At 68.9% G+C, this 25,080-nt stretch carries 18 protein-coding genes; 12 read left to right on the top strand and 6 right to left on the bottom strand.

Annotated features, from left to right (window positions below):
- Window positions 1-145: 145 nt before the first annotated feature.
- From KUF83_RS08505 to KUF83_RS08490, 4 genes are all read left to right on the top strand, one after another.
- Window positions 146-2,731, top strand: a complete 2,586-nt coding sequence (locus tag KUF83_RS08505; protein ID WP_217453971.1) for a sensor histidine kinase KdpD — start codon at window positions 146-148, stop codon at window positions 2,729-2,731.
- Window positions 2,728-3,411, top strand: coding sequence for a response regulator (locus KUF83_RS08500; RefSeq protein ID WP_217453970.1), 684 nt, complete (start codon window positions 2,728-2,730; stop codon window positions 3,409-3,411). Before KUF83_RS08505 ends, KUF83_RS08500 begins: the two co-directional genes overlap by 4 nt.
- Window positions 3,412-3,577: 166 nt before the next feature.
- Window positions 3,578-3,976: an OB-fold nucleic acid binding domain-containing protein gene (locus KUF83_RS08495; protein WP_055615472.1), complete on the top strand. Its 399-nt coding sequence runs from the start codon at window positions 3,578-3,580 to the stop codon at window positions 3,974-3,976.
- Between the two features lie 3 nt (window positions 3,977-3,979).
- Window positions 3,980-4,699: a DUF3159 domain-containing protein gene (locus KUF83_RS08490; protein WP_217453969.1), complete on the top strand. Its 720-nt coding sequence runs from the start codon at window positions 3,980-3,982 to the stop codon at window positions 4,697-4,699.
- Window positions 4,700-4,771: 72 nt separating this feature from the next.
- Here the strand turns inward: KUF83_RS08490 and KUF83_RS08485 are convergent, their stop codons facing one another.
- Together KUF83_RS08485 and KUF83_RS08480 are read right to left on the bottom strand one after the other, a co-directional pair.
- Window positions 4,772-5,449 carry a TrkA family potassium uptake protein gene (locus KUF83_RS08485; protein WP_217453968.1) on the bottom strand — a complete coding sequence of 226 codons (678 nt, stop codon included), beginning with the start codon at window positions 5,447-5,449 and terminating at the stop codon, window positions 4,772-4,774.
- Window positions 5,449-6,120, bottom strand: coding sequence for a TrkA family potassium uptake protein (locus KUF83_RS08480; RefSeq protein ID WP_107021535.1), 672 nt, complete (start codon window positions 6,118-6,120; stop codon window positions 5,449-5,451). The genes KUF83_RS08485 and KUF83_RS08480 overlap by 1 nt, the downstream gene beginning before the upstream one ends.
- A gap of 428 nt (window positions 6,121-6,548) precedes the next feature.
- On the opposite strand from KUF83_RS08480, the gene KUF83_RS08475 reads away from it, so the two are divergent.
- From KUF83_RS08475 to KUF83_RS08465, 4 genes are all read left to right on the top strand, one after another.
- Entirely contained in the window at window positions 6,549-8,600 is a 2,052-nt protein-coding gene (locus KUF83_RS08475; RefSeq protein ID WP_217453967.1) for an APC family permease, read from the top strand.
- Window positions 8,601-8,716: 116 nt separating this feature from the next.
- Window positions 8,717-10,057 (top strand): class I SAM-dependent RNA methyltransferase, encoded by a 1,341-nt coding sequence (locus KUF83_RS08470; RefSeq protein ID WP_217453966.1) that lies wholly within the window; start codon window positions 8,717-8,719, stop codon window positions 10,055-10,057.
- Window positions 10,058-10,607: 550 nt separating this feature from the next.
- Window positions 10,608-10,802 carry a hypothetical protein gene (locus tag KUF83_RS41845; protein ID WP_254643560.1) on the top strand — a complete coding sequence of 65 codons (195 nt, stop codon included), beginning with the start codon at window positions 10,608-10,610 and terminating at the stop codon, window positions 10,800-10,802.
- Window positions 10,765-11,211: a thermonuclease family protein gene (locus KUF83_RS08465; protein WP_254643557.1), complete on the top strand. Its 447-nt coding sequence runs from the start codon at window positions 10,765-10,767 to the stop codon at window positions 11,209-11,211. Before KUF83_RS41845 ends, KUF83_RS08465 begins: the two co-directional genes overlap by 38 nt.
- 104 nt (window positions 11,212-11,315) lie before the next feature.
- Here the strand turns inward: KUF83_RS08465 and KUF83_RS08460 are convergent, their stop codons facing one another.
- Window positions 11,316-11,609 carry a hypothetical protein gene (locus tag KUF83_RS08460; RefSeq protein WP_217453965.1) on the bottom strand — a complete coding sequence of 98 codons (294 nt, stop codon included), beginning with the start codon at window positions 11,607-11,609 and terminating at the stop codon, window positions 11,316-11,318.
- Between the two features lie 772 nt (window positions 11,610-12,381).
- On the opposite strand from KUF83_RS08460, the gene KUF83_RS08455 reads away from it, so the two are divergent.
- Both KUF83_RS08455 and KUF83_RS08450 read left to right on the top strand, forming a co-directional pair.
- Entirely contained in the window at window positions 12,382-13,500 is a 1,119-nt protein-coding gene (locus KUF83_RS08455) for a 5'-methylthioadenosine/S-adenosylhomocysteine nucleosidase (RefSeq protein ID WP_217453964.1), read from the top strand.
- Window positions 13,497-17,669, top strand: coding sequence for an NACHT domain-containing NTPase (locus tag KUF83_RS08450; protein ID WP_217453963.1), 4,173 nt, complete (start codon window positions 13,497-13,499; stop codon window positions 17,667-17,669). The genes KUF83_RS08455 and KUF83_RS08450 overlap by 4 nt, the downstream gene beginning before the upstream one ends.
- A gap of 574 nt (window positions 17,670-18,243) precedes the next feature.
- On the opposite strand, the gene KUF83_RS08445 is transcribed toward KUF83_RS08450, so the two are convergent.
- Both KUF83_RS08445 and KUF83_RS08440 read right to left on the bottom strand, forming a co-directional pair.
- A complete protein-coding gene (locus KUF83_RS08445) occupies window positions 18,244-18,486 on the bottom strand; it encodes a hypothetical protein (protein WP_217453962.1) in 243 nt (80 codons plus the stop codon).
- A gap of 177 nt (window positions 18,487-18,663) precedes the next feature.
- Window positions 18,664-19,104 (bottom strand): hypothetical protein, encoded by a 441-nt coding sequence (locus KUF83_RS08440; RefSeq protein WP_217453961.1) that lies wholly within the window; start codon window positions 19,102-19,104, stop codon window positions 18,664-18,666.
- 127 nt (window positions 19,105-19,231) lie between these two features.
- On the opposite strand from KUF83_RS08440, the gene KUF83_RS08435 reads away from it, so the two are divergent.
- Both KUF83_RS08435 and KUF83_RS41840 read left to right on the top strand, forming a co-directional pair.
- Entirely contained in the window at window positions 19,232-21,160 is a 1,929-nt protein-coding gene (locus KUF83_RS08435; protein WP_217453960.1) for a TerD family protein, read from the top strand.
- A gap of 990 nt (window positions 21,161-22,150) precedes the next feature.
- Window positions 22,151-22,348, top strand: coding sequence for a hypothetical protein (locus tag KUF83_RS41840; protein WP_254643546.1), 198 nt, complete (start codon window positions 22,151-22,153; stop codon window positions 22,346-22,348).
- A 502-nt stretch (window positions 22,349-22,850) separates the two neighbouring features.
- Here KUF83_RS41840 and katG read toward each other — a convergent pair.
- Window positions 22,851-25,073, bottom strand: coding sequence for a catalase/peroxidase HPI (katG, locus tag KUF83_RS08425; RefSeq protein ID WP_217453959.1), 2,223 nt, complete (start codon window positions 25,071-25,073; stop codon window positions 22,851-22,853).
- Between the last annotated feature and the right edge of the window lie 7 nt (window positions 25,074-25,080).

The raw sequence follows: 25,080 nt of genomic DNA, 5'->3' as shown, positions 1-25,080 counted from the left end.
GCTGCCCGGCGCGCCGGGATGGCGCCCCGGTGCGTCAGGGTTGCGTCAAGGACGCCTCCGCCCGCACCCCTCGCCCCATTGGTCCGGATCGTCGGCCGTAGGGTCTACGCAGCGTACGCAGTGCGTCTGGGAAGACAATGAGGCCATGGGACGAGGCAAGCTCCGGATCTACCTCGGTGCGGCACCGGGCGTCGGCAAGACCTACGCGATGCTCTCCGAGGCGCACCGCCGTGTCGAGCGGGGCGCGGAGTGCGTGGTGGCCTTCGTCGAGCACCACGAGCGGCCGCGTACGGAGGTGATGCTGCACGGTCTGGAGCAGATCCCCCGCAAGAACCTCGCCTACCGGGACACCGTCTTCACCGAGATGGACGTGGACGCCGTACTGGAGCGCGGCCCGGCCGTCGCCCTGGTGGACGAACTGGCCCACACCAACATCCCCGGCTCGCGGAACGCCAAGCGCTGGCAGGACGTCGAGGAACTGCTCGCCGCCGGGATCGACGTCGTCTCGACGGTCAACATCCAGCACCTGGAATCCCTCGGCGACGTCGTCGAAGCGATAACCGGTGTGCGGCAGCGCGAGACCGTCCCGGACGAGGTGGTGCGGCGGGCCGACCAGATCGAGCTGGTCGACATGTCCCCACAGGCGCTGCGCCGCCGGATGGCGCACGGCAACATCTACAAGCCCGACAAGGTCGACGCGGCCCTGTCCAACTACTTCCGCCCCGGCAACCTCACCGCCCTGCGCGAACTGGCCCTGCTGTGGGTCGCCGACCGCGTCGACGAGTACCTCCGGCAGTACCGGGGCGAGCACGGCATCCGCTCCACCTGGCAGGCCCGCGAACGCATCGTCGTCGGCCTGACCGGCGGTCCCGAGGGCCGTACGCTCATCCGCCGGGCCGCCCGGCTCGCCGAGAAGGGCGCCGGCGGCGAGGTACTCGCCGTCTACATCGCCCGCAGCGACGGCCTGACCTCCGCCTCGCCCAAGGAACTGGCCGTCCAGCGGACCCTCGCCGAGGACCTCGGCGGCACCTTCCACCATGTCGTGGGCGACGACATCCCGTCCGCGCTCCTTGAGTTCGCGCGCGGTGTCAACGCCACCCAGATCGTGCTCGGCTCCTCGCGGCGCAAGTCCTGGCAGTACGTGTTCGGACCCGGCGTCGGCGCCACGGTCGCCCGGGAGTCGGGGCCGGACCTCGACGTGCACATCGTCACGCACGACGAGGCGGGCAAGGGACGCGGCCTGCCCGTCGCCCGGGGCGCGCGCCTCGGCCGGTCCCGGATCATCGCGGGCTGGCTGGTCGCGGTGGCCGGCCCGGCCCTCCTGGCGCTGCTGCTCACCCACGGCGCCGCGGATCTCGGGCTCGCCAACGACATGCTGCTGTTCCTGACGCTGACCGTGGCGGCGGCCCTGCTCGGCGGGCTGCTCCCGGCGCTCGCCTCGGCGGCCTTCGGCTCACTGCTGCTGAACTACTTCTTCACCCCGCCGCTGCACCGGCTGACCATCGCCGACCCCAAGAACTTCGTCGCCATCGTGATCTTCGTCGGGGTGGCCATCTCGGTCGCGTCCGTGGTGGATCTGGCGGCCCGCCGCACCCACCAGGCGGCCCGGCTGCGCGCCGAGTCCGAGATCCTCTCCTTCCTGGCGGGCAGCGTGCTGCGCGGGGAGACCAGCCTGGACGCCCTGCTGGAGCGGGTCCGCGAGACGTTCGGCATGGAGTCGGTCGCGCTGCTGGAACGAGCGGGCGACGTGGACCCGTGGACCTGCGCCGGCAGCGTGGGGCCGCACCCGCCGACGCTGCCCGAGGCCGCGGACGTCGACATGCCGGTCGGGGACCACACCGCGCTCGCCCTCTCCGGCCGGGTGCTGCCCGCCGAGGACCGCCGGGTCCTCGCCGCCTTCGCCGCCCAGGCCGTCGTCGTCCTGGACCGCAAGCGCCTCCAGGCCCAGGCCGAGCAGGCCCGCACCCTCGCCGAGGGCAACCGCATCCGAACGGCGCTCCTGGCCGCCGTCAGCCACGACCTGCGCACCCCGCTGGCCGCCATCAAGGCCGCCGTGACGTCCCTCAGGTCGGACGACGTGGCCTGGTCCGACGAGGACGAGGCCGAACTCCTGGAGGGCATCGAGGCGGGCGCCGACCGGCTCGACCACCTCGTGGGCAACCTCCTCGACATGTCCCGCCTGCAGACCGGCACGGTCACCCCGCTGATCCGCGAGATCGACCTCGACGAGGTCGTGCCGATGGCGCTGGGCGGCGTACCGGAGCGCAGTGTCGAACTGGAGATCCCCGAGACCCTGCCCATGGTCGCCGTCGACCCGGGCCTGCTGGAGCGGTCCGTCGCCAACGTCGTCGAGAACGCCGTCAAGTACAGCCCCGCCGGAGAACGCGTCCTCGTCGCCGCCAGCGCGCTCGGCGACCGGGTGGAGGTGCGGGTCGTGGACCGTGGCCGGGGCGTCCCCGACGAGGCGAAGGATCGTATCTTCGAACCCTTCCAGCGCTACGGCGACGCCCCGCGCGGAGCCGGGGTGGGCCTCGGCCTCGCGGTAGCCCGTGGTTTCGCCGAGGCCATGGGCGGCACCCTCAACGCCGAGGACACCCCAGGCGGTGGCCTCACCATGGTCCTCACGCTCCGGGCGGGCCCCTCCCGCCCACAGCCTCTGGTGGAAGCAGTGGAAGCAGTGGAAGCAGTGGAAGCAGTGGAACCCGTACAACCGGAAAGGCAGGCTTCATGACCCGCGTCCTCGTGGTCGACGACGAGCCGCAGATCACCCGGGCCCTCGTGATCAACCTCAAGGCACGCAAGTACGAGGTGGACGCGGCCCCCGACGGCGCCACCGCGCTCCGCCTCGCGGCCGCCCGCCACCCCGACGTGGTCGTGCTAGACCTGGGCCTGCCCGACATGGACGGCGTCGAGGTGATCAGGGGACTGCGCGGCTGGACGCGGGTACCGATCCTCGTGCTGTCCGCCCGGCACTCCTCCGACGAGAAGGTCGAGGCGCTCGACGCCGGAGCCGACGACTACGTGACCAAGCCCTTCGGCATGGACGAGCTGCTCGCCCGGCTCAGGGCGGCCGTCCGCCGGGCCGAGCCCAACGGGAGCGGCGAGGACGACGTGATCGTCGAGACGGAGGACTTCACCGTCGACCTGGCCGCGAAGAAGGTCGGCCGGTCGGGCCGCGACGTGCGTCTCACCCCGACCGAGTGGCACCTCCTGGAGGTGCTCGTGCGCAACACGGGCCGCCTGGTCAGCCAGAAGCAGCTGCTCCAGGAGGTCTGGGGCCCCTCCTACGGCACCGAGACGAACTACCTGCGGGTCTACATGGCCCAGCTCCGCCGCAAACTGGAGGCGGACCCCTCCCATCCCCGGCACTTCATCACGGAGCCGGGGATGGGGTACCGGTTCGAGAGGTGAGTCCGGAGTCGGCCGGGGGTCCGGGGGTCGCTCCCCGAGGGGTGCGGTATCACGGAGCCGGCGACGGGGTACCGGTTCGAGAGGTGAGTCGGTTCGGGGCGTACGCCGGTTCGGGCGGTGGTACCACGGGTACGTACCTCTCAGCGGCCCCCGGTACGCTTCAGACATGAGTGCTGTTCCTCGTTCCGAAAAGCCGGCGGGCCGGTTCCGGCGGATGATCGACCGGCTCTCCTCGTCCCAGGAGGACCTGGAGTCGGAGGAGCTGCGCGAGGACACCGAGACCGCGGGCTGCACGCGCATCGGTGACTGCCGCGACCGACAGGTGGTCACGGTTACTGGTACCTTGCGCACGGTCACTCTGCGCCCGAGGGCCGGTGTCCCGGCCCTGGAGGCCGAGCTGTTCGACGGTTCGGCCGCCCTGGACGTGGTGTGGCTCGGCAGACGCTCCATAGTGGGGATAGAACCCGGGCGCAAGCTGATCGCGTCGGGCCGGATCTCGATGAGCCGGGGCCGCCGCGTGCTGTTCAATCCGAAGTACGAACTCAGACCCCTCGGACGGGAGTAGCCGGTGACGTCGCTCGACAAGCCGACCGAAGACGCCCAGCGGGATTCGCGGGCGGTGACCGAGGCCGCGCTCTTCGAGGCGTTCGGCGGTCTGCGGGGCATGATCGAGACGGTCCTGCCGGGCCTGCTCTTCGTCACGATCTTCACGATCAACAAGGACCTGCACTCGGCGGCCATCGCGGCCCTCGGCGTCTCCATCCTGCTGGTCGTGGTCCGCCTGGTCATGAAGGACACCGTCAAGCACGCCTTCAGCGGTGTCTTCGGTGTGGCCTTCGGCGTGGTCTTCGCGATGATGACGGGCAACGCGAAGGACTTCTACCTGCCGGGCATGCTCTACACGCTCGGGCTCGCCCTCGCCTACATCATCACGACGCTCGCCGGAGTCCCCCTGATCGGCCTGATCCTCGGCCCGGTCTTCAAGGAGAACCTCTCCTGGCGCACGCGCAACCCAGGCCGCAAGAAGGCGTACGCGAAGGCCAGTTACGCATGGGGCCTGATCCTGCTCGCCAAGTGCGCGATCCTCTTCCCGCTCTACTGGTGGGCCGACACCACCCAGTTCGGCTGGGTCCTGATCGCCCTGAAGATCCCGCCCTTCCTGCTCGCCGTCTGGCTCACCTGGGTCTTCCTGGCGAAGGCGCCGCCGCCGATCGACGTGTTCGCGGAGATGGAGGCGGAGGAGCGCGCGGCGAAGGAGCGCGAGGCCGCCGCGCGGTCCGCCGACTAGACGCCTCGGCACGACAGAAGGAGGGGCGCCCGGAGACATCTCCGGGCGCCCCTCCTTCTGTGTCCGCGGACGTCAGCCCGTCGCGTCCTCGCGGCGTACCGACAGCAGGTCCTCCAGCTGTTCCTCGCGGGCCTGGGCCGCCACGAACAGCAGCTCGTCGCCCGCCTCCAGGGAGTCCTCCCGGGTCGGGGTGAGCACGCGGGTGCCGCGGATGATGGTGACGAGGGAGGTGTCCTCGGGCCAGTCCACGTCTCCGACCTGGGTGCCGGCGAGGGCCGACTCCGGGGGCAGGGTCAGCTCGACGAGGTTGGCGTCGCCGTGGCTGAAGCGGAGCAGCCGGACCAGGTCGCCGACGCTCACCGCCTCCTCGACCAGGGCCGACATCAGCCGGGGGGTCGAGACGGCGACGTCCACACCCCACGACTCGTTGAACAGCCACTCGTTCTTGGGGTTGTTGACCCGGGCGACGACCCGCGGGACCCCGTACTCGGTCTTTGCGAGCAGGGAGACGACGAGGTTGACCTTGTCGTCCCCGGTGGCCGCGATGACCACGTTGCAGCGCTGCAACGCGGCCTCGTCCAGGGAGGTGATCTCGCAGGCGTCGGCGAGCAGCCACTCCGCCATCGGGACGCGCTCGACCGAGATGGCCGTCGGCGCCTTGTCGATCAGCAGGATCTCGTGCCCGTTCTCCAGGAGCTCGCCCGCGATCGAGCGGCCCACGGCGCCGGCACCGGCAATGGCGACCCTCATCAGTGACCGCTCTCCTCTTCGGGGCCCTCGGCGAACGACGCCTCGACCTTCTCGATGTCGTCCGTGCGCATCATCACGTGCACCAGGTCGCCCTCCTGCAGCACCGTCTGCGAGCTGGGCAGCACCGCCTCGCCCAGCCGGGTGAGGAAGGCCACGCGCACGCCGGTCTCCTCCTGGAGGCGGCTGATCCGCTGGCCCACCCACGCCGTCGACGCGTGCACCTCGGCGAGCTGCACCCCGCCGGTGGGGTCGCGCCACAGCGGCTCGGCGCCCGACGGCAGCAGCCGGCGCAGCATCTGGTCGGCCGTCCAGCGGACGGTGGCGACGGTCGGAATGCCGAGGCGCTGGTAGACCTCGGCGCGGCGCGGGTCGTAGATACGCGCCGCCACGTTCTCGATGCCGAACATCTCGCGGGCCACCCGGGCGGCGATGATGTTCGAGTTGTCCCCGCTGGAGACGGCGGCGAACGCGCCTGCCTCCTCGATGCCCGCCTCGCGCAGGGTGTCCTGGTCGAAGCCGACGCCGGTCACGCGACGGCCGCCGAACCCGGAGCCCAGTCGTCGGAAGGCGGTGGGGTCCTGGTCGATCACGGCGACCGTGTGCCCCTGTTGCTCCAGGGTCTGGGCAAGAGCGGAACCCACTCTTCCGCAACCCATGATGACGATGTGCACGACCGTCCTTCCGATGTGAAAAGTTACTGCTCAGGCTGAATCAGGGTCTCAGACCGACGCCCAAGCTACACACGCGCGGTCCGTCGGCGGCACCCCCGTGCACGTTCGCCCATTTCCTGCCGACGATCAACGGCGGCTGATGCTGCGCACGCTCACCATGGTCAGGATCCCCAGGCCGACGAGTCCGGCCGCGGCGCCGATGAGTTCAGCCGTGGTGTGCATGGAACCTCCATGAATTGGCAAAGGGCGGCAAAGTTTTGGCCTTTTTCATATAGGCATGGGGATTCACCCGGCCAGGGAATCCGGAAGCGCGCCCGCACCGTATTTCACTCGTAGAGCAGATCACGGCCGAGGATCGTGTCGATCGGCCGCGGCGGAGGGCGGGGGAGGGTGGGCGTGGGCATGTTCGACCGCTTACGATCCTCTCCGTGTCCAAACTGACCGACGTGCCCAAACGGATCCTGATCGGGCGCGCACTGCGCAGTGACCGGCTCGGAGAGACGCTCCTGCCGAAGCGCATCGCACTCCCCGTCTTCGCTTCCGACCCGCTCTCCTCCGTGGCCTACGCACCCGGGGAAGTGCTCCTCGTCCTCTCCATCGCGGGCGTGTCGGCCTACCACTTCAGCCCCTGGATCGCCGTCGCGGTCGTCGTCCTGATGTTCACCGTCGTGGCGTCGTACCGGCAGAACGTGCACGCCTACCCCAGCGGTGGCGGCGACTACGAGGTGGCCAACACCAACCTCGGCCCCAAGGCGGGCCTCACGGTGGCCAGCGCGCTCCTCGTGGACTACGTCCTCACCGTCGCCGTGTCGATCTCGTCGGGCATCGAGAACCTCGGCTCGGCCGTCCCGTTCGTCGTCGAGCACAAGGTGTTCTGCGCGATCGCCGTGATCGTGCTGCTCACGCTGATGAACCTGCGCGGGGTCAAGGAGTCCGGGAAGCTCTTCGCGATCCCGACGTACGTCTTCGTCGCGGGCGTCTTCCTGATGATCGCGTGGGGTGCCTTCCGCGGGTTCGTCCTCGACGACACGATGAAGGCGCCGACCGCCGACTTCGAGATCAAGGCCGAGCACCAGGGGCTCGCCGGTTTCGCCCTCGTCTTCCTGCTGCTGCGTGCCTTCTCCTCGGGCTGTGCCGCGCTCACCGGCGTCGAGGCGATCAGCAACGGCGTCCCGGCCTTCCGCAAGCCCAAGTCCAAGAACGCGGCGACCACGCTCGCGGCGATGGGCCTGCTCGCCGTCACCATGTTCTGCGGCATCATCGCCCTGGCCATGGCCACGAACGTCCGCATGGCCGAGCACCCGGCGAAGGACCTGCTGAAGGACGGGGTCGCGGTCGGTTCCGACTACGTCCAGAACCCGGTGATCTCGCAGGTCGCCGAGGCGGTGTTCGGTGACGGCAGCTTCCTGTTCATCGTGCTCGCCGCGGCCACCGCGCTCGTGCTCTTCCTGGCCGCGAACACCGCGTACAACGGCTTCCCGCTGCTCGGCTCGATCCTCGCGCAGGACCGCTACCTGCCGCGCCAGCTGCACACCCGCGGCGACCGGCTCGCCTTCTCGAACGGCATCGTGCTGCTCGCCGGCGCGGCCATCCTGCTCGTCTGGATCTACGGCGCCGACTCGACCCGCCTCATCCAGCTCTACATCGTCGGCGTGTTCGTGTCCTTCACGCTGAGCCAGACCGGCATGGTCAGGCACTGGAACCGCCACCTGGCCACCGAGAAGGACCCGGCCAAGCGCCGCCACATGGTCCGCTCCCGGGCCATCAACGCGTTCGGCGCCTTCTTCACCGGCCTGGTCCTCGTCGTCGTCCTCGGCACCAAGTTCACGCACGGCGCCTGGGTCGCGCTGCTGGGCATGGTGATCTTCTACGCGACGATGTCCGCGATCCGGAAGCACTACGACCGGGTGGCGGAGGAGATCGCCGCACCCGAGGGCCCGTCCGACGACAGCGTGCGCCCCTCCCGCGTCCACTCCGTCGTCCTGGTCTCCAAGATCCACCGGCCGGCGCTGCGTGCCCTCGCCTACGCCAAGCTGATGCGCTCCGACACCCTGGAGGCGCTCAGCGTCAACGTCGACCCGGCGGAGACGAAGACCCTGCGGGAGGAGTGGGAGCGACGTGGCATCACCGTGCCGCTGAAGGTCCTCGACTCGCCGTACCGCGAGATCACCCGGCCCGTCATCGAATACGTGAAGGGTTTGCGCCGGGAGTCCCCGCGCGACGCGGTGTCGGTGATCATCCCCGAGTACGTGGTCGGCCACTGGTACGAGCACCTGCTGCACAACCAGAGCGCGCTGCGGCTCAAGGGGCGGCTGTTGTTCACACCGGGCGTGATGGTGACGTCCGTGCCCTATCAGCTGGAGTCCTCCGAGGTCGCCAAGAAGCGGGCCCGCAAGAGGCAGGACTGGAACGCGCCGGGTTCGGTGCGGCGCGGTCCGGCGGAGGAGCGGCCGAGGGAGTCCTCCACTCCGAAGAAGTGAGAACACCCCGGGCCGATGGTGCCGACGGCCTTGTGGCGAGCGGCCGGGCGGCGTCCACGTAGACTGGTGGGCTGTTGTCCGGCCGTTCCCCATTTCGCATCTGGAGTCACCCCGCCATGCAGGCAGAACCGAAGAAAACGCCGGCGGGGTCGCTCGTGGGACAGGAGTACGAGGTCGAGATCGGGCCCGTCGCGCACGGCGGGCACTGCATCGCCCGTACCGACACCGGTCAGGTCCTCTTCGTACGGCACGCGCTGCCCGGCGAGCGGGTCGTGGCGCGGGTGACGGACGGCGAGGAGGACTCGCGCTTCCTGCGCGCCGACGCGGTCGAGGTCCTGGAGGCCTCCAAGGACCGTGTCGAGGCCCCGTGCCCCTACGCCGGTCCCGGGCGCTGCGGCGGCTGCGACTGGCAGCACGCCAAGCCGGGCGCGCAGCGGCGGCTGAAGGGCGAGGTCGTCACCGAGCAACTCCAGCGGCTCGCGGGCCTCACGCCGGAGGAGGCCGGCTGGGACGGCACGGTCATGCCGGCCGAGGGCGACAAGCTGCCCCCCGGTGAGGTGCCCTCCTGGCGGACGCGGGTGCAGTACGCGGTCGACGAGGACGGCAACGCCGGTCTGCGCCGCCACCGTTCGCACGAGGTCGAGCCCATCGAGCACTGCATGATCGCCGCCCCCGGGGTCTCCGAACTGGGCATCGAGGAGCGCGACTGGTCCGGCATGGAGTCGGTCGAGGCGATCGCGGCGACCGGTTCGCAGGACCGCATGGTCATCCTCGAACCGAAGCCGGGTGCCCGGCTGCCCCTCGTCGAACTCGACAAGCCCGTCTCCGTCATGCGCGTCGAGGAGCACGACGGCGGCATCCACCGGGTCCACGGCCGTGCCTTCGTCCGTGAGCGTGCCGACGGCCGTACGCACCGGGTCGGCAGCGGCGGCTTCTGGCAGGTCCACCCGCAGGCCGCCGACACCCTCGTGAAGGCGGTCATGCAGGGCCTGCTCCCGCGCAAGGGCGACATGGCGCTCGACCTGTACTGCGGCGTCGGCCTCTTCGCCGGTGCCCTCGCCGACCGCCTCGGCGACAAGGGCGCGGTCCTCGGCATCGAGTCCGGCAAGCGCGCGGTGGAGGACGCCAAGCACAACCTCGCCGCGTTCGACCGCGTCCGCATCGAACAGGGCAAGGTCGAGACGGTCCTCCCGCGCACCGGCATCACCGAGGTCGACCTCATCGTCCTGGACCCGCCGCGGGCCGGCGCCGGCAAGAAGACGGTGCAGCACCTGGCTTCACTGAAGGCGCGCAAGATCGCGTACGTCGCGTGCGACCCGGCGGCGCTGGCACGGGATCTGGCGTACTTCCGGGAGGGCGGGTACCGGGTGCGGACGCTGCGGGCGTTCGACCTGTTCCCGATGACGCATCACGTGGAGTGTGTGGCGATTCTTGAGCCGGTGGCAAAGGGCGCCTGACCTGGGCTTTTGCCCGTGCGCGTTATGGGCGGTGTGGGCGTTACGGGCGATATCTTGACGCTGAAATGACGCTCGTGACGCTCATTTGACGCTCGTTCTGATGGGGTGTCAGGGGCTTTCTTGGGCTGGTCAGGGCATCCGTACGGGCGGCCGTAGAGGGACGGTGCTGTACTGAAGGGGCCGTATTTCCCCGCCCAGGGAGGGCGGCATGTGTCACTCGCCTCCTCCCGATCGGGACGCGTGGCGCCGCCGATCGAGCCGGTCCCGCCCGGCGCGGGCCGAACGCGTCAAGCATCCCTGGATCACCGCGGTCCTGGTCGTGCTCGGTCCTATTGCGGCCTTCGGTGGTCTTGGGGCACTCCGGGAAGAGCCGGACCGGAAATCCGCCGGCTCCGAGACAGCGCCCTCCAGCGTCCCGCGGACGGAGCCTCCCACCGGTGCGGCGCCGCAGCCGTCGGTGCTCTCCGAGTCGCGAGACGCCACCTCGCAGCCGGACACAAGCCCTCCGACCCCTCCGACCACGAAGCCGCCGGATACGACGCCACCGGGCGTGGTGGTGCTGCGCGTCATCGACGGCGACACCATCGAAGTGCGCGGCGACGGTCGTATCGTGCCGAAAGACACGGTGGCCCGCGTTCGGCTCCTGGAGATCGACACCGGAGCGGGGTGCCTGTTTCGCCGACGCCGCCACGGCTCGGACGGCCGAGCTGCTTCCGCCGGGCAGCAGTGCGCGCATCCAGCGTGATGCCGAGCTGACCGACCGCTACGACCGCTACCTGCTGTACGTCTGGAACGAGCAGGGCACTTTCGTCAACGAATCCCTCGTCAGCAGTGGTCATGCCGAGGCCGTCCTGTTCCCGCCCAACGACAAGTACTGGCCGGTGATTTCCCAAGCTGAGGACACCGCCCGTCAAACCGTTGCGGGCCTGTGGGCGGCTTGTCCGGAGACGACCGAGCCCTCCGCGCCGGACACGCCCGCACGTCCCGATCTGCCCGATGGGCCTCCGCCGGCGTACCCGACGTGGATTGCTCGGACCTTCCCGGTCCTGTGTGGGTTGGCCCCGAGGACCCGCACCGACTCGACCGAGACGGTGACGGCGTCGGCTGCGACTCCAACTGAACAAAGAGCTGGCGGCTGCGTCCACCGAGCGTGACGTGCGCTTCGGCGCGGACGCGCCCCGGGACGAGTTGGGTACTGCGGCAGGGCGTCCACCGAACGGACACCCCCAGCCGCCAACTGCGGTCGGCGTCGCCTCCTTCACGGATCGGTGCTCTCACGCTGGCCGTCCCCCGTGCGGGCAACATCCGTATCGCCGCTGGATATACAGGGGTTGTGGGTGCGGCGGCGGTTCGCCCGGCGGGCGTCCTTGAGCTCGCGAACCGTGAGGCGGTAGCGGAGTAGCTCACGCCACCACTCCAACCGCGCCGGGGCGGTCTGGGGCAGGGCGCGGACGAGAGTGCGCGCCAGCGTGACGAGCGCGGTGGTGACGGTGGTCAGGGCGACGAGGCAGGCGGCGGCCCAGGCAGGGACCGCTGAGAGGTCGGGCAGCACGGGATGAGGGCCTTCCGGAGGCGCGAGGGCGAGGTCCGCGATGAACCAGCCGGGGGTGTGCCGAGGAGCCTGGCGCTGGCCGAGCGGTGGCCGTGCCCGTGCTGTCGGGAGGTCGCTCGACTCAGCCAGGTGGGCGGTTGGTCACCGGGTTCGGCATGCCGGTGACGCCGTTGGCGTCGCCCCTGGCATGTGCATCCCCCTGTGCGTTGTCTCCGTTGGCCGGTGTCTTCCCCGAGTCGGAGATCCCTACACGACTTCCGAGGCGCGACGGGGCCACCCCGAGTGGCCCCCGAATGGTTCAGTTACTCAGACGCTCTCTGGTCCCGATATGTCGTGACCGTTCTGTCCGGTGCTTGCTGCTCCCGCTCGCTCGCCCAATTCGAAGCTTCAGAACGGTGCGCCAGCCTTGCCATCCGGAGTGCTCCCAGGGTGGCGTGAACACCGGATTCTGTAGGCGCCCTCTTACCTCCGCCGGTGCGTGCATGCCTGGGGGCCATGCCTCGTCGCGGAGCCGTTCGTCCACGTTCCCGAAGCCATGCGTTGGCGGGAACTGCATGCAGAGCTGCGCGCCAGCCCCTGCGCAGGCGGTCCCTGGAGGCACGGTCACACGGTCGCGCCCTCAACTCTCGGGATTCCGTGCCTTTTGACGCCCTGTCCCGAGAAACAACTCCGAGCCCACCAGCCGCGTCGCTGCCATCCGTCAGAGCAGTGCCACATCCCCAGGCCAAGCTAATGTTGCCGGGAACTGTTCACCGTGGCCGAGGTGGGGGACATGGGTGCGAGCGCAGACGTGGTGATCCTGACTGCTCTGCCGGTCGAGTTCCAGGCGGTGTTGGCGTTACTCCACGACCGATCGACGCTGGTTCACCCGGAGGGCACTCGTTGTGTGGTGGGGACACTGCCAGGGGCGAGCGGAACCATCGCCGTCGCCCGAATCGGTCCCGGCAACCTGGGCGCTGCCACCATCACCGAGCGGGTCCGCCAGTGGCTGAGTCCGAAGACACTGCTCTTCGTTGGCGTCGCGGGTGGTCTGAAACCGTCAGCCGCGCTCGGAGATGTAATCGTGCCGACGAAGGTCCACCATCTCCACCCGGGGAAGGAAGCGCCCGGAGGTTTCCGCGCGCGCCCGGTCCCGGGCGCCGTGTCGCACAGACTGGAACAGGCGGCCGGGACGGCGCTTTGCGCGGAGACCTGGCACGCGTGGATTCCTGACGAAGTGCGTGAGACCTGGAAGGGAGCCGGCCCACGTGTCCACTTCGAGCCCGTCATCGCCGGCGAGGTGGTTCTGAACTCCTCGGACACTCCCTTGCGCAGCCAGATCGTGTCCAACTACGAGGACTCCCTGGCCATTGAGATGGAATCGGCTGGTGTTACCCGAGCCGCTGCTCTGTCCGAGGGACTCCAGATCCTTACGATCCGTGGCATCAGCGACCACGCTGATCCGGACAAGGGAAGTGACGACGCGTCCGGTTCACAGCACCGTGCGTCCGCCCACGCCGCCGCCGCAGCGGCGGCCCTGCTGTGTGAACTGCTGCCCGACACCGATGGACGTGCCGATCCACGTTCGAGCCGGACCATTGGACCCGCGACTGATACCGACAAGCCACCATCCACGGATACCGAGTGGGCGAACGCTCTGATGGCCTTCGGAGACATGTCCAAGGCGGATTTCCGGCAGGCCCTTCTCTCCGACATGGGGAAAGTGCTTGGCCTGCCACATGCGTTCATGGCCGCGGAACTACCCATGGCCCGTGATCATGTGCGCGAGATCGTCCGACGGATGAACGACTACCGGGATCCTCCGGCCGCGCGCATGGCTGTCTACACCGCTCTTGAGTTCGCCCGTCCTGACGACGCGGCCCTGGAGCGGTTGGGCCGGTTGGTGCCATGACGAACGAGGTTTTTACGGTACAAGTCCCGCGCCTGTGCCGCGTACGAGCTGACAGCTCTCTCGACGGGGACCTGTTCCCGCTCGACAGCGATGGATTTCTGAACGGCGAGCACATGGTGGCACCCCCGGGGACCGAGGCCGTGCCAGGTGCGCTCGTCGTCCCGAGTGACGTGTCGCGTGAAGGAGCGACGGTACTGCTGGGCGAGCCCGGTGCAGGAAAGAGCACGGTGTTCAGGTCTCTGGTGCAGGGGTTGCCGATGTGGGACGACCCGACTCTTGTTGAGGGCGCGGACTGTTGTGTGTGGGTCGATGGCCCGGACCTGACAGCAGCCACCTGGGAGATGGTCCTGGGCCAGCACCTTGCCCGGCTGCCGAGCATGACCGTGGGGCAGAACCCATCGCCAAGCACTGGAAGTGTAACGGTGGTGATCGACCAGGCCGATGAGAGCGAGATCTGCCGCAATCTGCCTACCTACCTCAAGCTGGGCCTGAGGAGCAAAGACGTTGGGAAACTGAAACTGCTGGTCGCCTGTCGTACGGGTGACTACCCACCTGATCTGACTCGTGTCCTGAACGACGCCTTTCGTAGATGCGCTCTGGTGGACCTTGCTCCGCTATCGCGGGCCGACGCGGTGGCGCTGGTCGACAGCGCCGGCGTCCACGGGGAGCAATTGATCTCCGAGCTTGTCGCCCGGCGTGCTGGAGCCCTTGCGAGTGTGCCTCTGACTCTGGAACTCATTGTGCGCGAGTATCGAGTCAGTGGCAGCCTCAAGGGCAGTGCCAAGGAACTGTTCGAGGACAGCGTCCGACTGCTGTCCCAGGAGTACGACGCCTACCGCCTCCCCATGCCTGTGCAGGCCACGACATGGCAGCAGCGTCTGGAAGTCGCAGGCCGCATCGCAGCAAGACTCGTGTTGTCAGGCCGACGCACCCTGTGGCGGGGGAGTATGAGAGAAGGGCGACCGAGCACGACCGACCTGGACGTCGGAACCCTCGCCGGAGGCACCGAGCGGACCTCGGGCTGTCAGCCCTTCGAAGTGACTGCGACCGTCGTCAAAGAAGTGCTTTCCACCGGGCTGTTCACGGCGAGCGGAAACCACAGATCCGCTTTCCGGCATTCGTCGCTCGCCGCCTTCCTCGCCGCTCAGCACCTCATCTCCCGCTCGGTCCCCGACGCCGCACTTCGCCGTCTGTTCCTGGTCGGAACGCCGGACCAGGAAACGGCGGGCATCCCCGTATCGCTCCGGGAAACGGCCGCTTGGCTGGTTGCTCTGGCTCCCGATCGCACTCAGTGGCTCGCCTCGGCGGACCCGGAGAGCCTGACGCCGCACAGCGGACTTGTCGATGCCGACAGCATCAGGGAACTGATAGTCCGGCGCCTGCTGGAGAGGGCCGCCGATGTCGAATTTGGCGAGGCCCGGTGGGAGCTCACGCGCTGGGTGCTCGGGCACCCCGGTCTGGGCCGTCAGCTCGCTACCGTGCTCACTCTGGATCCTGCGGACTTCGAGGACTGGGAGACCCGGGCGAAGGTCGAGGTGGCGCTGAGGCTGGCAGAGCAGTGCCCCTCACCGGACCTGGCACCGCTGCTGCTGAAGGTGGCGGCAGACCCTCGGTGGCCGTCCGGCAATCGCGCGCACGCCGCCAAGGCCGCCTTCGCGTGCGACGAGACCTTGGCCGCACCAGCCTTGAACGAAGTGCTGACGACACTCGGACCGGGAAGCGGGACGGACCCGGGCCTTGGCCTCAGAGGGGTCCTATTGACCCTGCTCTGGCCTCGATACCTCGACACGGCGACAATGCTCGACACACTGATCGAGCTACCGAGCGGCGACCGGTACGGGACGTACGAGCACTTCGTCACAGCCTTGCCCGCAGTTTGTCCCGAGGCGGAAGTGCACCGACTCGTGACCTGGTTGGCGCGGGTCGTGCAGGAGGACGCAGCCGGGACCCGCAGCCAGATGAATAGGTTCGCGGAAGACAGGCTCGTATCGGACACAGTCGACCGGGCGCTGAGCGTTCCCGATGCCGAGTCGATGCTTCCTCACCTGGCCCGGATCATCACAGCACACATACTGAGTCACGAGAAGGTGGAGTTTCCACACGCTCTCAACCCGGTGACATCGGACGGGCTGGAGCCGGCCGCGGTTCGGAAGCTGCGACGCGCCCTTGCCCACGCACTGCTCGTCCACGGCCTGAGCGAGGGACAGGCCATGAACTATTTCGCGTGGCTCGTCGTGCGTGAATGGGAGCCCCGTCGCAGGGGGTTCGGAGAGGAGCACGACCCTCACGGCGATCGGCACATGCTGCTCGACTCAGGTGACTTTCCCTGGGCGTTGACGAGTACCGCCGATTTCGCCGAGAGTCCTGAACTGGCGGACGCGTACGCCCGGCTTACGGGGGTCCTGTTCTCTCCACAGAGCCGAGAACACTTCGAGCTCGCTTATCAGAACCAGAACAACCCGGCTTGGCCGTACCTGGCCTGGTTCTACGAGCCCATCGAGATCGACAGCGATTTGGCCAAGGCGTGGCGCATGAACCACCGGGCCGCTTCGCCGGAGCCGTGGCCCGACAAGGCGAAGTTCATCGCGGAGCAGCGGAAGCGTCTGGACCGCGCCCGCCAGCACGACACCGACGGTTTCTGGCTGCTGCTCTGGAACATGCAGCGCGATCCGAACACGGGCGAAGGGCAGCTCCGCTTCGACGGCGAAATCAGCGACTGGCCAGGTTATTCCGTATTCACGGCGGATGAACTCGTCCATCTCCCCGACTGCGCTCTGGAGTTCCTGCGCGGTGAGCACGATCACGCCGATGAATGGCTCGGACTGGGCAAGCAGGACATGCGTGCCTGGGCCGGTGTGCTTGCGCTGATTCTGCTCGACCGCGAGGGCCGGTTGGACGACCTCGAGGCCGATCGTTGGAGCGCTTGGGCCGGTGCGATCGCCGACCCCCGGCACTTGACCTCGTCCAGGATGTGGGGCCTGCTGCTGCAGCGAGCGCTGGTCAACGACTCGCAGGGAATTGCTCGTTCGATAGCTGCGGCTGCGAGAGCGCAACTGAACGAAGGCTGTCAGCCGCTAGTGCTGGAGCGCCTGGAGGCGAACTGGTCCTCGGTCGTCACCGACATGTGGGAGAACTTTTTGGCTGCGCTCTCCGCGGCATTGATTCCCGACTTCAGCTCCGTCCCTGCTGCGGATGCGTGGTCCGTTTCGGCGGAGGCGCTTGATAAGGAGAACGGTCGATGGGCGCTGGTCCAGACATGGTCCAGTCTCCTCACCCGCCTACTCACCGTGGACAACTCCCTCGCACGGTTGGTTGCCGAGTCAGCCCTGTCAGCCGTGGAGCAGAGCGGCGTCGACACGGACCTCGATCTTCCCGCGCTTGTCGCTGCGTTGCTCCTGGAGGCCGATGGTTTCGAGGCATGGCTAAGACTGAAGACGCTGATCGATGCATCCGATCGCTTCAGCCGAGCCCTCGCGCTGAAATGCGCCGGGCGCTCCGAGCGCGGGCATGTAGAGGTCTACGCGGACGAAGCAGGACTGAGCACGCTGTACCGCTGGCTGAGCACAGTCTTCCCCCAGGAAGCGAGCAGCCGTCCGCTCGGCGTGTACACGGTGACTCCGGAGATGGAGGCTCTGGACTGGCGCGAGTCACTGCCCGCGACGCTGAGTCGTCGTGGTACGCCGGAGGCGGTCGGCCAACTCAAGATCCTTGCAGCCGATTTTCCCACCCGTTTGAATCTTCGATCCGCACTGATTGCGGCCCGCGCCCAGTGCCTTGCCGCGACGTGGACGCCGGCCAATCTCGATGAGGTCGTCGGCATCCTTGCTGGCGGGGCTGTGACGTCCGATCCCGCCCTCATCGAGGCGGAGCTAGAACTGACCGAGGCGTTGGAAGCCCTACAGGACATGGGCAGCCATGGTTTCCGCGAGGGGATCCTGCACGACATGCGTCGGCGTATGGGTTCGGTCGGTCTGCTACCCATCGCGGACCTCAACGTGGCACGCGACCACCTGCGGGAGATCGCCCGGTACCTCTATGGCGAGGGCGGTCCGGCAGCCCGGCGGGCTTTGCTCGCGGCTTTGAAGGACGCCCGTCCCGATGATGGCGCCCTGGAACGTCTTCAAGGGCTTCTCGCGCCACGTGAAGACACGGGCACCAGTTGGTCTTGAAGTCGTCTACTCGGTGGCGCTGACCTGCAGAGATGTCGCACCATTGGATGCTGGGCTGGAGTGATCGACCCTTCGCCGTCGTCTGCGGAAGATCCCGCTGTCATAGGTCACCGAGGGCTAGCGGGAGGTGCGGCAGTCGCGGGTGCATTGTCCTTCGACTTCCCAGCGCTGGTGTTGAGGTCGCGGACTGCCTTTAGGACGGTTGGGTCTTCGACGAGTTCGAAGACCTGGCTTTTCGACCGGGGCTCGGCTTCCACAGCGGCGCCGTGGACGAGAACTGCCATGTGCGCCTGGGCGGTTACCCGGGAGTGTTTCGGGAAGCGCTGGGCGTCCGGTCGGACGAGCTCTCCGCGTTCGGGTGCCCGGCGGCGGGCGGTCGGGACTCGGGCGGCGCAGCAGATCGAGGGCCAGGCTCCTTGAGGAGCGAAGCGCACGATCGCGATCAGCAGGACTCCTTCGATGACCAGGGACAGGGTCTGCTGATACTGGAGCCCGCAGGTCAGCTCGTAGTAGACGACGCCGACGACGGGACGAGCACGATGCCCGCGCCGCCTACAACGGCCAAGGACGGCGTTCAGGCTCCAGCTCCAGCCAGGCCGGTGAGTGCGCTGGTGGGGACGAGAGCGGCGAGCCGGTGCCGGTGGACGGAGACACCGAGTCCCGCGACGGACGCTTCGTTGTTCCTCACTGCGGCGAGCCGCGGGCCGAATGCGCCGTGCCAGACGTAGAGGGTGTGCGCCATGGCCAGTGCGGCGACCAGGACCGCGATCTGGTACAGGTTGCCCCCGCTGGGAATCCGATCCGTGGGGAGCGTCAAACCGTTGGCGCCGCCGGCTCAGTTCCAGTTGCTGTGCAGGGTCTGGATGGCGACGGAGACGGCCTGACTTCCCACGGCGTTTCCTCCCGTGATGGTGGTCGCGCGCCATGCGGCACGCCGACCGGGTGCGCGCTGGTCGATGCCGAGACCGGGCGCGAACTCCGGGCCGGCTGCCGGTCAATTGGCGGGTACCATCTGGGCGGCGAGGATTGCGGCGGCCAGGAGTTCTTCGCGGGGCGCGTCGGCGGCGGCGTTGACGGCGAGGCCTTCGGCGGTGGCCATGAGGAAGCGGGCGAGGATTTTGCAGTCGGTACCGGCGGGCAGGTCTCCATCGACCACGGCCTTTTCGAAGCGGTCCTGGACGGTGTGCCGGTAGTCGTCGCGTGCGGCCTTGAGTACCTCCACGATCGCTCGGCCGTCTTCACCTGAGGCGAGTCCCGCCTGCACCGTCACGCCACGGGCACCGGCCGGTCGCACTCCTTCTCGGAGAAGTTCGGGGTAGTCGGTCCAGGTCAACTGTGGTGCCCGGCGCTTGGGGAGCGCAACCATCACAGCCAAAGTCTGTCCACTCAGGAAACGGTTGGCACCAATGCCGACCCGGCAGAGCACCAGCCTCACCGCCTTCCAATTGGCGCTCCGTTACGGATGCACCACGGGCTGCACCCGGTGCGTGCGAAAATCCCATCAGTTGATCACTGGTGCGGAGGGTGTGCCGCTCGCTGCGCCCGGGGGAGGGGAGCCCCATATGGTCCTGCTGTCGTCGAGCCCGAAGTGGCCCACTCTGCCCGACTACTTCCATGACTGGGCGCTGGTGGACGTGGAGACCTCCGGGCTGAGACCTGGACGGGACCGCGTCCTGTCCCTCGCGATCCTTACGCTGGACGCTCACGGCAACCAGACGGGGGAGTACTCCACGCTCCTCAACCCGGGTTGCGACCCCGGTCCGGTTCACGTCCACGGCCTCACCCCCGACCGTCTCGCCGGCGCTCCCACCTTCGAGGAGATCGCGCCGCAGGTAGGGGCGCTGCTCTCCGGGCGGGTCCTGGTCGCCCACAACGCGCAGTTCGACTACGACTTCCTGGCCCACGAGTTCGCCCACGTCCGCTCATGGGTGCCGGTGAGCAGACGCCTGTGCACGCTGGCTCTCAACCGTCTCGTCGGCGCCGCGACCTCAGATCTCAAGCTGGGCACGCTCGCCGCTCACTACGGGGTGCGTCAGGAGAAGGCTCACGACGCGCAGGACGACGTACGGGTGCTCTCCGGCATCCTGCGCGCTTCCCTGGGCGCGGCCGAGCAACTGGGCCTGTCCCTGCCGCTCTTGGACTGCCCGCCCCGCCAGGACTACAAGCCGTATGTCCCCAAGACGCCCTGCGCGTACCGGAATCCGGGCCGCCTGGAGTCGGACGGGGCGCTGGTACAGGGGATGAAGGTCGCCATCACCGGAGACACGCAGGTCTCCCGCGAGGAACTGGTCGCCCGCTCGGTTGCGGCCGGGCTGAACATGATGACGTCGGTCAGCGGCCAGACCAGTGTTGTCGTCACCAACGACCCCAGCGCCGCATCCGGGAAGCTGCGTCGTGCAGCGGACGAGGGCGTACCCCTCGTGGATGAGCCCGCCTACCTGCGACTGCTGGAGAATGTGCGGCAAGGTCAGGCCAAGGGCACCGCCCGGCAGCGCCCCGCGGCGGAGGCGCCCGCGAGCTCAACCACCGCATCTCCTGCGCTGGCGCCGGACGCCCCGGCCCAGAATCCTGCGGCGCTCACCGCTTCCACGCCGAGTGTGCCGGCCCAACGTCCTGCCGTACCGGCCGCGTCCGCGCCGAACGCCCTGGCCCAGAGCCATGCCACGCCAACCGCGTCCACCGGCACAGCGACCCAGACGCTCGCTGGACGCCGTGTCCTGGTCCTGGGCGGCACCCACGACGAGGCTGTCGAGGCGCGCGCTCGTGCCATCGCCCTCGGCGCCTCCGCGGCGGTCAACCTCTCGGCCAGCGTCTCCGACGTCGTCCTGCTGCCCGGCGGCGAAACGGACCGACGCATGGGCCGCATCACCGCGCTCGCTCTGCGCGTGCACGACGCCGACTGGCTCCGCGCACCCACCCCCGCGCCGACGCAAGGCGCGGTCGGGAACCGGCCGGACACTGCTGATGTCCTGGTCCGAGGCGCTGTCATCGACCTGCCCGATACCGGCACGGCCTGGACCATGGCCGCCGCCTGGCGTCAGCAGACCGCCTGCGACGTGGACGTCGTCGCCTTCGCGGTCGACGCGCAGGAACAGGTCCCGGGAGACGAGGACTTCGTCTTCTACGGCGCACCCGAGCACCCGGACGGCACCGTAACGCTCGCCACGGACGGTCCGACAGAGCAGGCCGTCACCGCGGACCTGGAGCGGCTTCCCCTGGAGATCCACCGGGTCGTGATCGCCGCCGCGAGCGACGGTGCCGCGACCTTCGCCGACGTCGGGGCCGTCGAAATCACCGTCACCTGCGGAATCGGCGCCGCCCCGACCGCCCGGGCCACCCTCGACGCCGCCACCACCGAGCGCACCATGATCCTTGCCGAGCTCTACCGCAGGGGCGACGGGTGGCGGCTGCGGGCCGTCGGGCAGGGGTACGACCATGGACTGGCCAACCTTGCTCGCGGCTACGGCGTCGACGTCGACGCCGACGAGTGAGCGACGGGTGCACTTCGGGAGGGCCGGGCCCTCAAGGCGCTATCACCCGTATGCGTCATTGCAGGGGACGTCGGAGCGGTGTGGGCGGCCGCATAGCCGACGGCGAGGATTCCGGCGGCTGAGCACCGGGCGAGTGGCGTTCGGCCTACGCGTTACGTGACCGGGGGCTGTTGACGGTCAGGCGCGGCGAAGACGAAGCGCATCTGCAGGTGACCGAGGCAGGGACGTTCTATCTTCGGAACGGCCATCACCCGGACCATCCAGCGCACCGCAGGAGTGCGAGGAGGGCGCGTCAGTCGGGAAGGCAGCGCATGCTCCGACGCCGTACAGTGAGCGCCCTGTCGCTCGTGCGCGACGTGCGAAGGCCACCGAACTCGTTGAACGACTGCTGGCCGAAGGGCGCGTCGTCGTGAGCCATCCCGATGAGGACGAGGTCACGGAGTGGCGTCGCGTCATCAACTATGCCAAGCGGCACGGTCTGGAGCCCCAGGGTAAGCGCATCGAGAGGACGAGCTACGGCCGGAACGGACTGGAGATGTTCCTGGCGACAGGCCCGCACGTCAACTCGCGGGGGCAGGCGCCGAGCGACGCGCCGGAAGTCCGGGTCCCGGCCCAGCTACGTTCGCCGCACCCTGTTGTCCTGGCGCTCCGGGACAATGAGCGGCCGACTATGCCGTCCGCGCTTCGTCGGCGGACGCTCCTTCTTTTGCAGGGGCTGGTCGGCGAGGCCGTGCGACGTGCGTACGAGGTGGAGGGCAGTCCGGCCCGCTCATGGCGAGCGGGCGAGGTGGATGTGGTCGTCGACGACTTCACGTGCACGGTCACGATCCAGCAGGAGTTCCCTCAGCCCGAAAACCCGGAACGTTCTGGGAAGCTCGTGATCGAGCTCCCCTACGACAGGTCGCGACGTCAGCGCCGATGGGGAGATCGAAAGAGGTGGGTCGTTGAGGACGCGCTGGGCGCGGTCCTGAAGGAGATCGAGGCCCTGCTGTGGAGGACGCACAGCGCAAGGTGGACGAGGAGCGGGCCAAGGCCGACCGTGAGGTCCGGTGGAAAGCGGCCATGGTCGAGGCGAGGGAGCAGGCTCTACAGGCCCAGTTCGCCGAAGTGCTCCGTGAACAGGCTGGCGACTGGCACGAGGCGATGCTGCTGCGCGCTACTGCGACGCACCGGAGGGCCGACTCGTAAACGTCGAGGACGTCGACAGGCCCGACAGGGAAGCGTCGAGGCTGTGGCTGGACTGGGCTCGACTGTACATTCGGGCGCTTGACCCGCTCGGTCGGCTACCGGTCATGCCGAACCGCCGTGAGCCGACACCGGAGGACTTGAAGCCGTTCCTGAAGGGCTGGAGCCCTTACAGCCCCGAGCCAGGCCGCTTCGGCTGGGATCCTGACTGAGGGCGCCGGTTCGACCGGCCGCTGCTCTGGCCGGGCGTGACGCTCAGGGCAACCAAGGAGCCGTCCAGCCGGGCCGAAAACTGCCCCTGACCTGCGGATATTATCGACTCTTCGCTTGCTGACATCTTCCCGATGACGCATCACGTGGAGTGCGTGGCGATCCTGGAGCCGGTGAAGAAGGACGGCTGACGCCCTGCGTCCCCGTCCCGTCGGCGGACGTCGAGCGGAAAAGGCGATGCCCGGGCCGGTCCACAGGGACCGGCCCGGGCATCGCCCTTGTGCGGGTGGGGTGATCAGACGAGGTCGAAGCGGTCCAGGTTCGAGACCTTGACCCATGCCGCGACGAAGTCGTTCACGAACTTCTCCTTCGCGTCGTCGCTCGCGTAGACCTCGGCGAGCGCGCGCAGCTCGGAGTTCGAGCCGAAGACGAGGTCGGCACGCGTGCCGGTCCACCGGACGTCGCCCGTGGCGGCGTCGCGGCCCTCGAAGGTGGTCTGGTCACCGGAGGTCGAGCTCCACGTCGTGCCCAGGTCGAGGAGGTTGACGAAGAAGTCGTTCGTCAGGGTCCCGGGGGTGTCCGTGAAGACGCCGTGCGCCGACTGCCCGTGGTTCGCACCCAGGACACGCAGGCCGCCGACGAGGACGGTCAGCTCGGGGGCGCTCAGGTTGAGCAGGTTCGCCTTGTCGAGCAGCAGGAACTCGGCGGGGAGGCGGTTGCCCTTGCCGAGGTAGTTGCGGAAGCCGTCGGCGGTCGGCTCGAGCGCGGCGAACGACTCGACGTCCGTCTGCTCCTGCGAGGCGTCCACACGGCCCGGCGTGAAGGGGACCTCGACCGCGTGACCGGCGTCCTTGGCGGCCTTCTCCACGGCAGCGGCGCCGCCGAGCACGATCAGGTCGGCCAGGGAGACCTTCTTGGCGCCGGAGTTGAACTCCTGCTGGATGCCCTCAAGGGTGCGCAGCACCGTCGCGAGCTGGTCCGGGTTGTTGACCTCCCAGCCGCTCTGCGGCTGCAGACGGATGCGCGCGCCGTTGGCGCCGCCGCGCTTGTCGCTGCCGCGGAAGGACGAGGCGGACGCCCACGCGGTGGACACCAGCTCGGACACGGTCAGCCCCGAGTCGAGGAGCTTGGCCTTGAGGGCCGCGATGTCACCGGCGTCGATGGCCTCGCCCTCGGCGGCCGGCAGCGGGTCCTGCCACAGCAGCGTCTCCGACGGGACCTCCGGGCCGAGGTACTGCGACTTCGGGCCCAGGTCACGGTGGGTCAGCTTGAACCAGGCGCGGGCGAAGGCGTCCGCGAACTGGTCGGGGTTCTCGTAGAAGCGACGCGAGATCTGCTCGTAGGCCGGGTCGAAGCGCAGCGCGAGGTCGGTCGTCAGCATCGTCGGGGCGTGGCTCTTCGACGGGTCGTGGGCGTCCGGGATCGTACCCGCGCCTGCGCCGTCCTTCGCCACCCACTGGTTGGCCCCGGCGGGGCTCTGGGTCAGCTCGTACTCGTACTCGAACAGGTTCTTGAAGAAGCCGTGGCTCCACTGGGCGGGAGTGCTCGTCCAGGTGACCTCGAGGCCACTGGTGATGGTGTCGCCGCCCTTGCCGGTGCCGAACGTGCTCTTCCAGCCGAGGCCCTGCTGCTCCAGCGTGGCGGCCTCGGGGTCGTCGCCGACGTTGTCCGCGGGGCCCGCGCCGTGGGTCTTGCCGAAGGTGTGACCGCCCGCGATCAGGGCGACCGTCTCCTCGTCGTTCATCGCCATCCGGCGGAACGTCTCACGGATGTCGCGGGCCGAGGCCAGCGGGTCGGGGTTGCCGTTCGGGCCCTCGGGGTTGACGTAGATGAGGCCCATCTGGACCGCGCCGAGCGGGTTCTCCAGCTCACGGTCGCCGGTGTAGCGCTCGTCGGCGAGCCAGGTGGTCTCGGGACCCCAGTACACGTCCTCGTCGGGCTCCCACACGTCGGCGCGGCCGCCGGCGAAGCCGAAGGTCTCGAAGCCCATCGACTCCAGGGCGACGTTGCCGGTGAGGATCATGAGGTCGGCCCACGACAGGCTCTGGCCGTACTTCTTCTTGACCGGCCACAGCAGACGGCGGGCCTTGTCGAGGTTGGCGTTGTCCGGCCAGCTGTTCAGCGGGGCGAAGCGCTGCTGGCCGGCGCCGGCGCCGCCGCGGCCGTCGCTGATCCGGTAGGTACCGGCGCTGTGCCAGGCCATGCGGATCATGAGCGGGCCGTAGTGGCCGAAGTCGGCGGGCCACCAGTCCTGGGAGGTCGTCAGCACCTCGGCGATGTCCCGTTTGACCGCGGGAAGGTCGAGGTTCCCGAACGCCTCGGCGTAGTCGAACTCCTCACCGAGGGGGTTCGCCACCGCGGGGTTCTGGGCGAGGATCTTCAGGTTGAGGCGCTCCGGCCACCACTGACGGTTTCCGCCGCCCTGGGTCGGGTGCGGGGCGCGACCGTGCGCGACCGGGCAGCCTCCCGTCTCCTCCGGCTTCGGGTCCGTGACGATCGCGTCGTGGTTCTCGGTCATGGGGGAA

This window comes from Streptomyces sp. BV286 (genome assembly GCF_019090165.1).
Lineage (GTDB): Bacteria > Actinomycetota > Actinomycetes > Streptomycetales > Streptomycetaceae > Streptomyces.
The sequence above is the reverse complement of the archived record's forward strand: the minus strand, read 5'-3'. Positions and strand labels throughout refer to the sequence as shown.